This is a genomic window from Enterobacter sp. C6, from assembly GCF_008122455.1.
GTDB classification, from domain to species: Bacteria; Pseudomonadota; Gammaproteobacteria; order Enterobacterales; family Enterobacteriaceae; genus Enterobacter; species Enterobacter pseudoroggenkampii.
In genome coordinates, this window is sequence record NZ_QPFW01000248.1 from 88369 (window position 1) to 103954 (window position 15586).

Consider the following 15586-nt stretch of genomic DNA (forward strand, 5'->3'; position numbering starts at 1 on the left):
GCTGTCATGTCCCGTCCTGTTCTGGCCCAACTGAACCTGCAGGCCCTGAAGGATAATCTGCAGATTGTTCGTCGGGCGGCACCTGGTTCGCGCGTCTGGTCGGTGGTGAAAGCGAATGCATACGGCCACGGTATCGATCGTATCTGGAGCGCCCTGAGCGCCACCGATGGTTTTGCCTTACTCAATCTGGAAGAGGCCATTCTGCTGCGCGAGCGCGGCTGGAAAGGGCCTATTCTGCTGCTGGAAGGTTTTTTCCACGCCGACGATCTGCCGCTGCTGGATAAGTATCGACTGACCACCAGCGTGCACAGCAACTGGCAGATCAAAGCGATTCAGGATGCGAAGCTCCATGCTCCGCTGGATATCTATCTCAAGGTGAACAGCGGCATGAACCGCCTGGGCTTCCAGCCTGAGAGGGTGCATACGGTCTGGCAGCAGCTGCGCGCGCTGAAGAACGTAGGTGAAATGACGCTGATGGCGCATTTTGCCGACGCGGAACAACCCGACGGGATTGCCGATGCCATGGTCCGCATTGAGCAGGCGGCAGAAGGGCTGGACTGCCCGCGCTCGCTGTCGAACTCGGCGGCCACGCTGTGGCATCCCGAGGCGCACTATAACTGGGTGCGTCCGGGGATCGTTCTGTACGGTGCGTCTCCCTCAGGCCAGTGGCAGGATATCGCCAACAGCGGCCTGAAGCCGGTCATGACTCTGCGCAGCGAAATCATTGGTGTGCAAACCCTGAAGGCCGGCGACACGGTGGGCTACGGCAGCCGCTACCGGGCAAAGGGCGAGCAGCGGATTGGCATCGTGGCGGGCGGCTATGCCGACGGCTACCCGCGCATCGCGCCGACCGGTACGCCGGTCTGGGTCGATGGGGTTCGCACGGGAACGGTGGGCACCGTCTCAATGGATATGCTGGCCGTTGACCTGACGCCCTGCCCGCAGGCGGGCATCGGTTCACCGGTCGAGCTGTGGGGTAACGAAATTAAGATTGATGACGTTGCTGCCGCGGCGGGCACGGTGGGGTACGAATTGATGTGCGCCCTGGCGCCGAGAGTGCCGGTTGTGACGGTGTAACATATGTTCGCCGGGTGGCGCTAACGCTTACCCGGCCTACGTTCGAGGTTTTTTTGCCGGGTAAGGCGAAGCCGCCACCCGGCAAAAAAACCGCTACTCCGCTTCCTCTTCCATCGGCCTCAAACCGACTTTCCGCACCGCGTTATCCTCTTTTTCGGCAACCGTCCAGATCATCCCGGCAAACTCCACCTGGTCTCCCACGACCGGGGCCGCGCCAAGCCGCTGCTGGATGATTTCGCCCAGCGTTTGCTGGTTATCTCCGTCTTCAGCACCTTCATCCAGGCCGTAGATCAGCGCGACATCGGCAAACCTGGCGCTGGCTTCCAGAATAAAATCGCCGAAGAAACGCTGATCCAGCGCCACCGGAGGCGACTGGCTGAACAGTTTGCCCAGCGCGGGCAGGTCGCGCTCGCGGCCAATCACGCAGAGAATATCCCCTTCGCGCAGGCGGGTGCTGCCGGTAGGGTGCAGCAGAACGTTGTCGCGGAACAGGGCGGCAATGCGCGTTTCGGCCGGCATGTGCAAATCGCGCAGTGAAGCCCCTACGCACCATTTGTCGGCGCTCAGCTGATAGACGAACTGTTCCCACGGGTTTTCCGGATGAATGTCGAGCCCCACGCGGGAGACCGGCCAGCCCACGGGAGGGACAACCACTTTGGCTTTTTTCGCTGCCCACCCGAGCGAGGTTCCCTGGAACAGCAGCGAAATCAGCACCACGAAGAACGCCACGTTAAAGAACAGCCGCGCGTTATCCAGACCGGCCATCATCGGGAACACCGCAAGGATAATCGGCACCGCGCCGCGCAGGCCCACCCAACTGATGAAGATCCGCTCTCGCAGGTTGAAGCCACGAAACGGCAGCAGGCCTGCAAATACCGACAGCGGACGGGCAAAGAAGATCATCCATGCAGAGAGCAGCAGCGCCGGAACGGCGATCGGCAGCAGGTCCGATGGTGTAACCAGAAGACCCAGCACCAGAAACATGCCGATCTGCGCCAGCCAGGCCAGACCGTCGAAGTTCTGCAAAATGGCATGCCGGTTACGAATAGGGCGGTTGCCCATCAGGAACCCGCAGAGGTAGACGGCGAGAATGCCGCTGCCGTCCACTGCGGTAGTGACGGCAAAAATGAGAATGCCGCCGCTCAGCGCCAGCAGCGGGTAAAGCCCCAGAGGAAGCGATATACGGTTGATCGTCTGCTGGAGCAGATATCCCCCAGCCAGGCCGATGACAATCCCCAGGCCAAACTGCTGCAGAATATGTAACGCAAACGTCCAGCTCAGCCCGCTTTCGTGCTGCTGAATCATCTCGATAAGCGTGATGGTGAGAAACACCGCCATCGGATCGTTACTGCCGGATTCAATCTCAAGCGTTGAGCCAACGCGTTCGTTAAGCCCTTTTCCGCCAAGCAGGGAAAATACCGCTGCCGCATCGGTTGAGCCAACAATCGCGCCAATCAGCAAACCTTCCATGATGTTGAGATGGAAAAGCCACGCGGCCATCATTCCGGTGAGGCCAGAGGTAATCAGCACGCCAACCGTCGCGAGCGACAGCGCGGGCCCTAAGGCCACGCGGAAGGAGCTCGCCTGGGTGCGCATCCCGCCGTCCAGTAGGATCACCGCCAGCGCGAGGTTACTCACCATGTAGGCGAAAGGGTAGTTATCGAAAGGGATACCGCCAATGCCATCAATGCCGGCCAGCATGCCGATGGCGAGGAAAATGACAAGAATAGGTATGCCGAGACGCGATGAAAATGAACTTAATAAAATACTGCTGGTTACAAGGACCGAACCCAAAATGAAAAGGCTGATTATCGCTGCGGCATCCAATGTTCTCTTACTCCCACCTCAATGTTAACGCTGTTACTAAAACCCTAACATATTAACGACGGCAACAGCGTTTTATTAAGGGGGTATAACGGCTTTTTTATGCCTTTATGACAGGATGGCCGCTGATGGTCAGCCGACTGCCGGAATCATTGTGGATCAGCGAGGCGTGTGCCCCCAGTGCCAGGGTCACGGTGCGCTGCTCATGGCCGAAATCCAGACCGGTGATGACCGGAATATCCAGCCGCGAGCGAATGAACTCAACCATGCTCTCCAGGGAGTAACCCGCGTCATAGTCATTCGGCGCAGAACCGCTGAAGCTGCCCAGCACAATCGCGGACTGGCGTTCAAGAATACCGGCATGATAGAGCTGCAACAGCATGCGTTCGACGCGGAACGGATGTTCGTTGATATCTTCCAGCACCAGAATGCCGTCCTCGATGTGCGGCATCCACGGCGTGCCGATAAGTGAAACCAGCATCGCCAGGTTGCCGCCCCAGAGCTGACCTTCGCATTCCCAGTGCGGCCCATTGCCTTGCCACTCCACGCTGTAGGTGGGGTTGCGCAGCGCGCGCCAGAAGTGTTCCATGGTAAACGCATTCAGCTCCGGGGCGCCGAAGTTACCGGCCAGCATCGGGCCGCTGAAGGTGGTAACGTTATGTAGCGCCAGCAGCCCGAGCTGGATGACGGTGAAATCGCTGTGGCCGCATATAAGTAGCGGATCCTGCTGCTGGCGCTGCGCCAGACCCTGCCAGTCAATGCTCTCCAGCAGCCGGCTCGCGCCATATCCGCCGCGCACCGCCAGCACAATCCGGTTTTCACCCTTCAGGTTCACCAGGCTGTTGATATCATTCAGCCGCTGCGCTTCTGTACCGGCAAAACGCTGCTGGCGGCGGGGGATAATCGTCTGATTTTCTACCTGATGACCCGATTCCAGCAAACGCTGAACGCCCCGCTGCGCCGCGTCCTGGTTAATGCAGTAGCCCGACGGCGCGATGAGATGAAACTGAGACATGGCAATTCCTTGCTGAATGAGAAACTAATTGTCTATATCATGCCGCGTATACGACGCCTGCTTCAAGAGGCGGCGCACCGCGATGACCGGCTATAAGGATAGATGACGTGAAATTGAGATGGTTTGCTTTTTTGATTGTGTTGCTTGCTGGCTGTAGTTCAAAACATGATTATCAAAACCCACCCTGGAACCCGGAAGTGCCGGTGAAACGGGCCATGCAGTGGATGCCGATCAGTGAACAAGCCGGGAAGGCCTGGGGCGTCAGTCCGCGTCTTATCACGGCGATCATTGCGGTGGAGTCCGGCGGTAACCCCACGCTTGTCAGCAAATCCAACGCGGTGGGGCTGATGCAGCTTAAAGCGTCAACGGCGGGTAAAGAAGTTTACCGCTATATGGGCTGGAGCGGTCAGCCGTCAACCAGCGAGCTGAAGAACCCGGAACGTAACATTTCAATGGGCACGGCCTATCTGAGCATCATGGAGCACGGCGTGCTGAAGGGTATTAAGGATCCGGAGGTGATGCAGTACGCGCTGGTGGTCTCTTACGTTAACGGTGCCGGCGCGTTGCTCAGAACCTTCTCCTCTGACCGCAAAGAGGCGATAGAAGAGATTAACGGCATGGACAAAGACGAATTCTTTGAGCATGTGGCGAAAAATCACCCGGCACCACAGGCGCCTCGTTATATCTGGAAAGTACAGAAAGCGATGGATGCCATGTAATGCCGCAGACGGGCGGCGGTCACGCTGCCCGATTTTCTTACAGAACTTTATTTGCGCGTTCCCGCGCCTCCCGCTCCAGCGAATAGATGATGCGCTGAAGCTCACGCTCTGCACCGGGCCCCACGTTCAGGAAGCGGAAGCTCAGACGCGGCGTGGTGATGGTTTCATTTTTGCTGTCCACGACGGTACGGTCGCTGATGGCAATCAGCTGTGCATCGAAATAAAAGCGACCCCAGCCCCCCATATCCAGTTCAATTTGCGTAAACCGCATGCCTTCTACCAGTCCGTCGGGTTTCGGCGTATCCATCAGCGCACCCATGCCGCCCAGTGACAGATCGAAGAGGCGGAAGCGGATCTCTTTTTTATCCGGCATTTTGGCCTTACAAAAATAGGCGGGGTGAAGCGGAGCGCTAATGCGGAAATATTCACGACGCTGAACAAACCAGAGATTGGTGGGAAGTGGGGTAGCAAAAGCAGGGAGTCCCTGGTACTCGCTCAGTTCCAGTCGCGACAGGACAAACTCCACTTTGGCGCCCTGCGTTTCGGCCATCACCGCGATATTCTCCGCCTTCAGCGCCGCGCGGTTTTCATACTCCTGACTGCCTAAATCAATCACCAGCCGCTCCTGCGAGGCGTCAAGGATCTTGCTGATGAACTGATTATTCGACCAGCTGATGCGCAGCGGCACTTCACCTTTTTGCAGGTCGCGTAATACCCCTAATACAGCCAGCGGATTTTGCTTGAGGAACTGCTCACTGTAATGACTCACGCCGGATGGCTCCTTGATAGATGACAGACTGTCTTAGCGTTATCGGCAATCTGTGATGAAACTTAATACAAACCGGTGAGTTTTTTTTGCCTCTTTAGACAAAGATAAGTCGGTGAGAAGAAAATGATTTTCCGGCGATGACCTATACTTACGTTAGCTGTGCAGAAGGTTTTCTGCGCATGCGTTAAACCTGCAAGAGGGCATCGCTATGGGTATCATCGCCTGGATTATCTTTGGTCTTATTGCTGGCGCTATCGCGAAATTGATCATGCCGGGAAACGATGGCGGCGGCTTTATTTTGACCTGTGTACTCGGGGTCGTTGGTGCGGTTGTGGGCGGCTGGCTGGCGACGATGTTTGGCTTCGGAGGCAACATAAGTGGTTTTGACCTGCACAGTTTTCTGGTCGCTGTCGTGGGCGCCATTGTGGTGCTGGGCATATTCAGGTTACTGCGACGAGCATAACATGACGTAAACGGCTCTCTGCGGAGGGCCGTTTTTTTGCCTGTGTATTGATTTGTTAATCTAAATGATAATAATTGTCGTTCCGTATCGCATCTAACAACAAGACGACATTATGACTCCCTCACGTTTTACGCTATGCGCCCTGGCAGGCGCCGTCTCGCTCGCACTGCACGTTCCGGCATTCGCCGAAGAATCCACTATCGTCGTCACCGGCGCAGAGCAGGGCAGCGAGCTGCCGGCCTGGACGAACAGCGCCACGAAATCGGCCGTTGCTGAAAGTAAAACGCCGCAGGTCATCACGACCCTCTCTGCGCCGGAAATTGACAAGCGCCATGCGAATTCCGTGAATGAAATCCTGCGCTATGCGCCAGGGGTCTCAACCGAGGTGCGGGGAAATACCTCCTACATGAGCGAATATAAAATTCGTGGCTTTACCGTCGACCAGGAGTTCTACAACGGGCTGCAGCTGCCCTATAACGTCACCGGCAATACCAAAGCCCGCATCGATCCGCTGTTGATTGACAGCGTTGATATCCTGAAAGGCCCCTCATCGGTTCTCTACGGCGGCGGCTCGCCGGGCGGGCTGGTGAATATCCAGAGTAAAAAGCCGCAGCGTGAAGCGCGAACTGAATTCGGATTTAACACCGGCAACCGCAACCTGAAAGAGGGGTATCTCGACTCAACCGGGCAGATCGCCGATAGCGACTGGAACTACCGTTTGCTGGGGAAAGCGACGGAAAATGACGATCAGCCGCACACCACCCGGTATGAAAATTACCTGGTTGCCCCATCCGTCACCTGGCAACCCGACAGCAAAACCCGCCTGACTCTGGATGCGCTGGCGCAGAACTCCCCGAGCCTGACGCCGTCGAACCCGCTGCCGCTCGCCTACCTGCGCTCGAAATACGCGGGCAAGCGCGACTATGCCGGTGATGAGTGGAACGGATTTAAGCAGCGCCAGTGGATGCTGGGCTACAGCTTTGAACATGCGTTCGACAGCGGCTGGGGCTTTAACCAGAAGGCGCGCTATTTCGACGTCGATACGCATCAGCGCAGCGTCTATGCGACGGGCACGGGAAGCGAGGTCTATCAGCTTAACCGCTTTGCCTACACCACCGATGAAGATCTGCAGAGCTTCAACATCGATAACCAGGTGACTAAAACCGTGGCGCTGGGCGACTGGAAACACCATCTGCTGGCCGGGTTTGACTACCAGAAGCTGAACTCCCATTTCCACTACCGTTACGCGTCGACCACGCCGGGCATGGATATGCGTCATCCTGACTATTCGCAAATCAGTGAAAGCGCATTAGGCCTGTATACCGCCCAGAAAAACCGGCTGAGCTATCAGCAGAACGGCTACTACCTGCAGGATCAGGTGGAGTGGGGTGGCTTAAATCTGCTGGGTAGCCTGCGCTACGACGATTATCGCTCCGTCACCACCAATTATCTGCAAAACGGTGATAAGGACTGGGTATCGCAGGATCGCGTCACCAAACGCCTGGGCGCGCTTTACGCTTTTGATAATGGTCTGTCACCGTTTATCAGCTATTCCGAAGGCTTTGCGCCGGTGTCGCCGAAGGGAACGCTCGCGGCGAAAGACGTCAAGCCGACCACCAGCAAGCAGGTGGAGGGCGGCGTGAAATATCTGCTGGCCGACTACGCCACCACCTTTACCGCTTCGGTGTACAACATCCGTCAGAAAAATGTCGTCACCTCCGATCCGGGCTTTCTGAACTATCGTCAGACCGGGGAGGTGGAATCCAAAGGGGCTGAGCTGTCTGCCATCAGCCGCCCGACGGACAACCTGACGCTGATTGCTAACTATGCCTACACCCACGCGATCAATACGGAAGATGATAAATACAAAGGGAAACGTCCAACGCAGGTGCCGGAGAATGCCTTCAACCTCTGGGGGGATTACACCTTTGAAAACACGCCGCTGAAAGGGCTGATGCTGGGAGCGGGCGCACGCTATACCGGCCCGATGGAAATCTCTCCGGCAAACGATGCGGGTAAGCTGGGCGGCACCACCCAGTACGATCTGGCGGCCTCGTACCGGATGGGCGAGATCCTGCCCTCGCTGGCAGGGCTAACGCTTAAGGCCAGCGCGCAGAACATCACCAACAAAGAGACGCTGACCTGCTACGACGCGACCAACTGCTGGATTGGGCGCGACAGAACGTATCAGCTAGGGGCGAGTTACAGCTTCTAAGCAAAGCCCTGTGAGTTTAAAAAGTAGGCCGGGTAAGGCGTAGCCGCCACCCGGCAATACTCACTTACTGCGCCGTCGCTTTTACCGGCGCCACCTCATCATTCGCCGCAGGCCGATTCTCCGGCACGCTGTCGCACGGTTTCTCTTTCGGGCAGACCCGATCCAGCATCTTCAGCGTCACCCCGTTGCTCCAGCCGAAGCCGTCCTGCAGCGGATACTCGCCGCCGCCGCCGCCCGTACCGGTTGTCGACACGTCGTATTTCTCGACCAGTTTCTTTTCCCGGTCATAAGTATGCTGAACGTTTTTCAGGAAGCGCCAGGTCACATCCATCGAGACCTTCTCTTGCCCGTAATTCTGCAGCCCTTCCGCGGCCACCCATTGCAGCGGGGCCCAACCGTTTGGTGCATCCCACTGCTGGCCACTGTTGACGGTGGTGGTCGCAATACCGCCTGGTTTCAACAGGCGCGATGAGGTTGCCGCGGCGACTTTATCGGCCCGATCCTGCGCCGCTGCCTTCACGTAAAGCGGGAACAGGGCTGCCGCCGTGAGCTGATTGCGTACCTTCTTGCTCTTCAGATCGTAATCCGCGTACCAGCCCTCTTTATCATTCCACAGGTGGCTCTCGATGGCTTTCTGACGCGCGGTGGCCAGCGCCTCGTATTTGCTTGCGCTGGCGGCGTCGCCACTCTCCTGGCCTGCCCGCGCCAGCAGTTTTTCCATCTTGAACATCAGGGCATTTAGGTCCACGGGGACAATGCTGGTGGTCCGGATGGTGCCGAGTTTTTGCGGATCGTCCATCCAGCGGGAGCTAAAGTCCCATCCCGAGGCCGCGGCGGAACGCAAATCACGGTAGATTTCGGTCGCAGGTCGGTTAGGGTTACTTTTGGCGGTATTTACATCGTCAAGCCAGGACTCCGGGCGCGGAGTGTCGCGGTCATCCCAGTAGCGGTTGAGGACAGCGCCGTCATCCAGCTTCACCACGCGCTTGTTGGCCTGACCCGGCTGAAGGGCGTCGACGCCGTCCATCCAGTAGGCATACTCTTTCTCCATCTGCGGACGATACTTCTTCAGCGCATCGCTGTCGTGCGTTGCCAGCAGTTCCACCATCAGCGAGAAGAACGGCGGCTGGGATCGGCTCAGGTAATAGCTGCGGTTGCCGTTGGGAATGTGGCCGAAGGTGTCAATCTCATAGGCAAAGTTATCCACCATGTCGCTGATTTTGTCCCAATGATCGCTCTCTGCCAGGCCCAGCATGGTGAAATAGCTGTCCCAGTAGTAGACCTCGCGGAAACGTCCGCCGGGCACAACGTAAGGTTTGGGTAACGGCAGCAGGGAATCCCATTTGTTGCTGGCTTTATCCGTGGTGCGCGTCAGTACGGGCCAGAGATCGTCAATATGCTCACGTAGACTTTGTCCAGCAGGCGGAACATATTTTTCCCCTTCCGCAGGGAGCGTAAAGTTCATCTCGACAAAGTGGCGTAAGTCAAAGCTGGACTGCGTGTGCTGCATCCGATAGTCCGCCAGAATCATCAGCGGGTCGCTTTTGGGGACGGCATCCGCAAAGGTTTTCTGATCGGGAAACAGTTTGGCGCTCTGCACATCATTAAACAGCGGGCCCAGCAAAATATCGGGTGAGGCTGTCTGGGCTGCGGGGCTATCGTCGGCATAACCGAATGTCGTTACGCCGAGCAGTGCGCCGCCTAACGCAAGGGTCAAGAACGCGGGGCGTAGTGTACGAGGTCTTATCATCAGTTCGTCTCCTGTCTTCACTAAACAGCGTGACCGCTGTTGTCAATCACCTGAAAACATTAGACGAATATTGCCCGCTTCGCGTTAAATATTGCTGGCCAGTCAGACCTCTTCCGGCGTCTGGCTGGCTTCCCGCAGCGTGCCCGGCGCATGTCCAATAATGCGCTTAAATGCCCGGCTAAATGCCGCCAGAGAGCCGTACCCCAGCCGCAGCGCGACGGTTTCTATCGGCTGATTTTCATGGCGAATGTACTGGATGGCCAGGCGCATCCTCAGCTCGCTGAGATATTTTGCCGGAGTGGTTCCCGTCGCGGCCAGAAACCGTTCGGCGAACACGGAGCGGGACGTGCCCGCTTCTTTTGCCAGATCCGCGACGCTCCAGTTCAGGCCCGGCTGCTGGTGCATGGCGTAAATGGCCCGGCTCAGGCGCGGGTCGCGCAAAACCTGCACCCAGCCGGTGGCTTTACCACAGCCGCCTTCAACCCAGCCGCGCACAATTAAGGCCGCTACCACGTCGGCCAGTCGCGCAAGGATCCCGGCAAACCCGGCCTGACGCGCCACGGACTCCCGCTCCATCGCCGCCAGCAGCGGGTGGATCTCAGGCCAGGTGGACATTAACCGGCTGACCATCATCACTTCCGGCATTGCCTTGATCAGCGGCTGCATTCCGCCCAGCTCAAAATCCATGCACCCGCTAAAGATGAGGGTGTTCTCGCTCTCCGGGCAGGGCTCGCAGGTGATGGCGCAGACCGAGCTGCAGATAGGCTCACTGGGAAAGGCGTTGACAGGGGTAAGAGGGGCCTGCTCGTCAGAGAGCAGGGCATGGGAATTCCCGCCGGGAATAAAGAGGGCGTCGCCACCGCTCAGTTCGAACGTTGCTCCGCTCTCCATGCGCAACAGGGCGCTACCGTGGCTCACAAAATGAAACTGCGCCCGGCCGGGAGCCTGATGAAACGCGACGCCAAATGGCGCACTGGCTTCAATCCGCCGGTATTTCACGCCTGACAGGCGCATGCCGCGTAAAAGTTCGCTGATCAGATCGGGTGACTGTACGGTCATGGCGCAACTCCGGACGAATAATCAATAAGTGGAGATTATATGTCATAGATCGTCCAGGGTGAACCTTCTATTCTTTTGCGACTGTAGTCACATTTTTATAACGGGAGATCAACAGATGAGTTCATGTGTCGCGGCGAGCGAGGCGGTAGCGCCTGCAAAACCCGCCTGGCGGGCCGTTTATTCACTGGGGCTGGGGGTATTTGGTTTGATTACGGCAGAATTTCTGCCGGCCAGTTTGTTAACGCCAATGGCCGCGAGCCTGGGCGTGACCGAGGGGATGGCCGGACAGGCCGTCACCGCCACCGCGCTGGTGGCGCTGGTCACCGGGCTGCTGATCACCCCGGCAACCAAAAGTATCGACCGCCGCTGGGTGCTGATGTTTTTCTCGGTGCTGCAAATTATCTCCAGCCTGCTGGTGGCCTTTGCGCCCAACCTGCACGTCCTGCTGATGGGGCGCCTGCTGCTGGGGGTAGCCATCGGGGGATTCTGGGCAATGTCGACGGCCACGACGATGCGTCTGGTTCCGGCGGATAAAGTGCCGAAGGCGCTGGCGGTGATCTTCTCCAGCGTATCGATTGCCACGGTAGTCGCGGCGCCGCTCGGCAGCTATCTGGGCAGCCTGATCGGCTGGCGTAACGTGTTTATCCTCTGCATTCTGCCAAGCATGCTGGCACTGCTGTGGCAGCTCTGGGTCCTGCCGTCCATGAAACCTGAGAGCAGCGGCAGCCTGAGTACGCTGTTCCGCGTGCTGCGTCGTCCGGGGATGATCGGCGGCATGCTGGCGACCATCCTGATCTTCAGCGGCCATTTCGCTTTCTTTACCTATCTGCGTCCGTTCCTGGAGACGGTGGGGCAGGCGAGCGTGGAGACCATATCACTGATCCTGCTGGGCTTTGGTATTGCCAACTTTGTGGGCACCTCCGTTGCCGGGCATCTGCTGGCACGCAATCTGCGCCTGACGCTGGCGCTGGTGCCGTTTGCGATGGGCGTACTCGCGCTCATGATGGTCGCCTTTGGTCATCTGGCCATGCTGGACGGACTGCTGGTCGCGCTGTGGGGATTTGCATTTGGCCTGGTTCCGGTGGGCTGGTCAACCTGGCTTGCCACCACTGTCCCGGATGAAGCCGAAAGTGCAGGGGGGCTGCTGGTGGCCTCAATCCAGCTAGCGATAAGCGCCGGTGCGGCCGGAGGCGGGGCGGTATTTGACCTCAACGGCGCCAGCGGCGTATTCGCGGGCAGCGGTTTCCTGCTGGTGATGGCGATGGTGATTGTGTTTATGGGTGTGAAAGTGAAAGCGGAATGATTTTTTGCCGGGTGAGCGTTCGCGCCACCCGGCCTCAGGCTTACAGCCCTTTCTTATCCATCAGCACCGCCAGATCCACCAGGCGGTTGGAGAAGCCCCACTCATTGTCATACCACGCCAGGATCTTCACCATGTTCCCGCCGATGACCAGCGTGGAAAGCCCGTCGATAATCGACGATCGCGGGTCGCCCTGGTAATCGCTGGAGACCAGCGGCTCATCGCTATACCCCAGAATGCCTTTCAGGGGCCCGCTGGCGGCCGCGTTGCGGAACGCGTCATTCACCTCTTCGGCGGTCACGTTGCGGCTCAGCGTCACGGTTAAATCCACAATCGACACCACCGGCACCGGCACACGCAGGGAATACCCGGTCAGCTTGCCGTCCAGGGAGGGGATGACTTTCCCCAACGCTTTCGCCGCGCCGCTGGAGTAGGGCACAATCGACAGCGCCGCCGCGCGTGCGCCACGCAGATCTTTCTCCGGCTGATCGTGCAGCGCCTGACTGTTGGTGTAGGCGTGCGTCGTGTTCATCAGGCCATGCTCAATCCCGAACTGCTGGTGCAGCACCTGAGCGGCCGGTGCCAGACCGTTGGTGGTGCAACTCCCGTTGCTCACCACTGTGTGCCGGGCGGGATCGTACTGGTCATGGTTAACGCCCATCACAATCGTCAGGTCGTCGTTCTTCCCGGGGGCGGAAATGATGACGCGCTTAGCGCCACCGTGGGTGATATGTACCGCCGCTTTCTCCCGCTCGGTAAAGAAGCCCGTGGCCTCAATCACCACGTCGGCGCCGACATCACGCCACGGAATATTCGCCGGTTCGCGTTCGCTAAACACCGTGATCCGTTGCCCGTCTACCTGCAGCGCGCCTTCTGCCGCTTCAACGGGCGCGGGCAGTTTGCCCAGAAGGGAATCATGTTTCAGCAGGTGGGCGAGGGTTTTACTGTCCGTCAGATCGTTAATGGCCACAATCTGCAGGTCCGGGTTACCCAGCGCCGCGCGCAGGAAATTACGTCCGATACGGCCGAAACCGTTAATACCGACCTTAACCATGGTGCACTCCTTATCTCTGTTGTCTGGAGTCACTGTAGGCGTCGGGCCGGTTGGCGTAAACGACAAAAAAGGATCAGATTACGCCATCTTGCGGCAGTGGAATCGCTGGCGGTACTCGCCGGGGGTAAGGTGAAGCTGTTTCTCAAAGATGCGGCGCAAATTAATGCTGGTGCCAAACCCGCTTTGCTCAGCAACGCGCTCCAGGGAGTCATGGGTCTGCTCAAGCAACTGGCGGGCGGCGGCCAGACGCGCTTCGCTCACGTAGCGGGCAGGAGAGACCCCGGTCTCGCGGGTAAACACGCGGGTGAAGTTACGCGGGCTCATTGCCGCTTTCTCGGCCAGATTTTCCACGCACAGATCGGTGGTGAGGTTCTGCAGGATCCAGGTTTGCAGTTCGCTTATCGGGCCCGATGCGCCAGGCTGCTGCAGGCTGTAACGACTGAACTGCAGCTGGCCGCCGGGACGACGCAGATACATCACCATATCCTGCGCCACGTCGCGGGCGAGGGTAAATCCGTAGTCGTCCTCCACCAGCGCCAGGGTCAGATCGAACCCGGAGCTTACGCCGCCGGAGGTCCAGATGGGGCCGTCCTGAATATACAGCGGACCGCCTTCGACGTGGATAGCCGGATACTGGGTTTGCATCGTCTCAAGCAGCCGCCAGTGGGTGGTGGCGCGACGACCGTCCAGCAAGCCGGTCTGGGCCAGCAGCATCGCGCCGCCGCAGATAGAGGCTACCCGCCGGGCATGCGGGGCAGCGAGGTGCAGCCAGTCCACCACCGCCGTGCTCTCCAGCTCGTTCATGCCGCGTCCGGTGATGATAATGGTATCCAGCGGTTCACGCGGATCCAGCTCAGGCAGACGATAGTCCGCCAGCAGGTTCAGGCCGGACTGGCCGTGGATCACCTGGTGGGGCTGCGTGGTGGCGATGATAATCCGGTAGCGGGGCTGCGCAAGCCCTTCCGGATGCAGCCGGTTGGCCTGCATCAGAATGTCGGCGATACCGGCGGCTTCAAACAGCATGCCGCCGTCGGGAACGATAATCAGGATCTTCTTCATGTCCTGAAAAGTACCTTTATCACAGAATAAGTCAAGCGACGCGTGCGCTCTGTGTTTCTGGCAAAGCAAAGCGATTTAAGTTCTTTGTTATTTCAGGCGTTATCCCCGATCGTCAGGGCTCTGTCTCTGGCGAAACGGCGTCCGAAGGAATGAGTCAACGAAGCTCCCTCTATTTACATCCGCAACAACGCGAACAAATCCGCCATCTTGCATCGGGTTTTATATGGCGAAGCGAACTGCCCACCTGGCTTTTGATTATCACTGTTTATGCAGGCTGGTTTGCCACGCTGACGTTCTGGCAAACGCTCGGCCTGCTACCCGCCACGCTGCTGCTCGTCTGGTTTAGTGCCTGGTACATGTCCCTGCAGCATGAGCTGATCCACGGACACCCCACGCGTTTTGCCTGGCTTAACCAGCTGTTTGGCACGCTCCCGCTGGCGGTCTGGTATCCGTACGGCCTGTACCGGGACTCCCATCTTGCCCATCATCGGCACCATAGCCTGACCCATCCGGTGGATGACCCGGAGTCGTACTATTTTACCGACGAGAGTTGGGGGCGCTTTTCCTCCAGGCAGAAGCGCCTGATCCGGGCCCGAAATACCTTTGCCGGGCGGCTTCTGCTGGCGCCGCTGCTGGATATCGTCCAGACGCTGGGCAGCGCCGCGGCTGCGTTTCGTCATCTTCACCTGAGGGCGATGACGATGTGGCTGGTTCACATCACGCTGCTGGCGGTACTCTTCGCGTGGATGACGCATATCGATTTTTCACCCGTCTGGTTCGTGCTTGCGGTCACTTATCCCGCGCTGGCGCTGACCAAGGTGCGATCGTTTTTCGAACATCGTGCGGCGGACGATCCGCTGGCGCGCTCCGTCATTAACGAGGCCGGGCTGTTCTGGCGGGTGCTGTTTTTGAATCTCAACTACCATTCAGTACATCACGATCTGCCGGGCGTTCCCTGGTACGGGCTGAAGACGATCTACCAGCAAAACCGGGAGGCGTACCAGCAGCGTAACCGCGGTTTTCTCGTGAGAGGCTACGGTGAATGGCTGCGCCAGTTCTGGGTCAGACCCGTCGACGTCACCGTTCACCCCGGAAAACAACAGGGGGAAGGGTATGAGTAACCTGCTGGCGTTTCCCATGTATGCGGTGGATCGCGCCGATACCCGCGCGCTCTGGCTGGCGGTTAAGGGATTGCTGGCTGCACGCGGTGTGCCCGTCGATGATGTCCCCGACGGGCCGGAGTCCGATCTGCTCACGCACTGGCAACAGCCCGGGCTTATCC

At 58.5% G+C, this 15586-nt stretch carries 13 protein-coding genes and 1 pseudogene; 7 read left to right on the top strand and 7 right to left on the bottom strand.

Features of this window, described 5'->3' with window-relative positions:
- Positions 1-6: 6 nt before the first annotated feature.
- Positions 7-1077 (top strand): catabolic alanine racemase DadX, encoded by a 1071-nt coding sequence (gene dadX, locus DOU50_RS20975; RefSeq protein WP_148770135.1) that lies wholly within the window; start codon positions 7-9, stop codon positions 1075-1077.
- Between the two features lie 93 nt (positions 1078-1170).
- Here dadX and DOU50_RS20980 read toward each other — a convergent pair whose 3' ends face one another.
- Complete coding sequence (locus DOU50_RS20980; protein WP_032647718.1) at positions 1171-2904, bottom strand: potassium/proton antiporter; 1734 nt, start codon at positions 2902-2904, stop codon at positions 1171-1173.
- Positions 2905-3001: 97 nt separating this feature from the next.
- Positions 3002-3916, bottom strand: a complete 915-nt coding sequence (gene ldcA, locus DOU50_RS20985; RefSeq protein WP_148770137.1) for a muramoyltetrapeptide carboxypeptidase — start codon at positions 3914-3916, stop codon at positions 3002-3004.
- Positions 3917-4023: 107 nt separating this feature from the next.
- On the opposite strand from ldcA, the gene emtA reads away from it, so the two are divergent.
- Positions 4024-4635 carry a membrane-bound lytic murein transglycosylase EmtA gene (gene emtA, locus DOU50_RS20990; RefSeq protein ID WP_024909815.1) on the top strand — a complete coding sequence of 204 codons (612 nt, stop codon included), beginning with the start codon at positions 4024-4026 and terminating at the stop codon, positions 4633-4635.
- Between the two features lie 37 nt (positions 4636-4672).
- Here emtA and ycgR read toward each other — a convergent pair whose 3' ends face one another.
- Entirely contained in the window at positions 4673-5404 is a 732-nt protein-coding gene (gene ycgR, locus DOU50_RS20995; protein ID WP_024909816.1) for a flagellar brake protein YcgR, read from the bottom strand.
- A 208-nt stretch (positions 5405-5612) separates the two neighbouring features.
- On the opposite strand from ycgR, the gene DOU50_RS21000 reads away from it, so the two are divergent.
- Positions 5613-5867 carry a GlsB/YeaQ/YmgE family stress response membrane protein gene (locus DOU50_RS21000; protein ID WP_008502662.1) on the top strand — a complete coding sequence of 85 codons (255 nt, stop codon included), beginning with the start codon at positions 5613-5615 and terminating at the stop codon, positions 5865-5867.
- A 112-nt stretch (positions 5868-5979) separates the two neighbouring features.
- Entirely contained in the window at positions 5980-8082 is a 2103-nt protein-coding gene (locus tag DOU50_RS21005) for a TonB-dependent siderophore receptor (protein ID WP_148770139.1), read from the top strand.
- A gap of 64 nt (positions 8083-8146) precedes the next feature.
- Here the strand turns inward: DOU50_RS21005 and DOU50_RS21010 are convergent, their stop codons facing one another.
- Positions 8147-9832 carry an alpha,alpha-trehalase gene (locus DOU50_RS21010; RefSeq protein WP_148770141.1) on the bottom strand — a complete coding sequence of 562 codons (1686 nt, stop codon included), beginning with the start codon at positions 9830-9832 and terminating at the stop codon, positions 8147-8149.
- A gap of 102 nt (positions 9833-9934) precedes the next feature.
- Positions 9935-10891 (bottom strand): AraC family transcriptional regulator, encoded by a 957-nt coding sequence (locus DOU50_RS21015; protein WP_024909819.1) that lies wholly within the window; start codon positions 10889-10891, stop codon positions 9935-9937.
- A gap of 115 nt (positions 10892-11006) precedes the next feature.
- Here DOU50_RS21015 and DOU50_RS21020 point away from each other — a divergent pair, with 115 nt between their 5' ends.
- Positions 11007-12194 carry an MFS transporter gene (locus DOU50_RS21020; protein ID WP_148770143.1) on the top strand — a complete coding sequence of 396 codons (1188 nt, stop codon included), beginning with the start codon at positions 11007-11009 and terminating at the stop codon, positions 12192-12194.
- Positions 12195-12234: 40 nt separating this feature from the next.
- On the opposite strand, the gene gap is transcribed toward DOU50_RS21020, so the two are convergent.
- On the bottom strand, positions 12235-13245 hold the full coding sequence (gene gap / locus DOU50_RS21025) for a type I glyceraldehyde-3-phosphate dehydrogenase (protein WP_148770145.1): 1011 nt from the start codon (positions 13243-13245) through the stop codon (positions 12235-12237).
- Positions 13246-13323: 78 nt separating this feature from the next.
- On the bottom strand, positions 13324-14304 hold the full coding sequence (locus DOU50_RS21030; protein WP_148770147.1) for a GlxA family transcriptional regulator: 981 nt from the start codon (positions 14302-14304) through the stop codon (positions 13324-13326).
- A gap of 149 nt (positions 14305-14453) precedes the next feature.
- Between DOU50_RS21030 and DOU50_RS21035 the strand changes: the two genes are divergently transcribed.
- Together DOU50_RS21035 and DOU50_RS21040 are read left to right on the top strand one after the other, a co-directional pair.
- Entirely contained in the window at positions 14454-15425 is a 972-nt protein-coding gene (locus DOU50_RS21035) for a fatty acid desaturase (protein WP_148770149.1), read from the top strand.
- A pseudogene (locus tag DOU50_RS21040) lies at positions 15418-15586 on the top strand (phosphate ABC transporter substrate-binding protein); the annotation flags it as partial. The gene DOU50_RS21035 and the pseudogene DOU50_RS21040, both read left to right, overlap by 8 nt.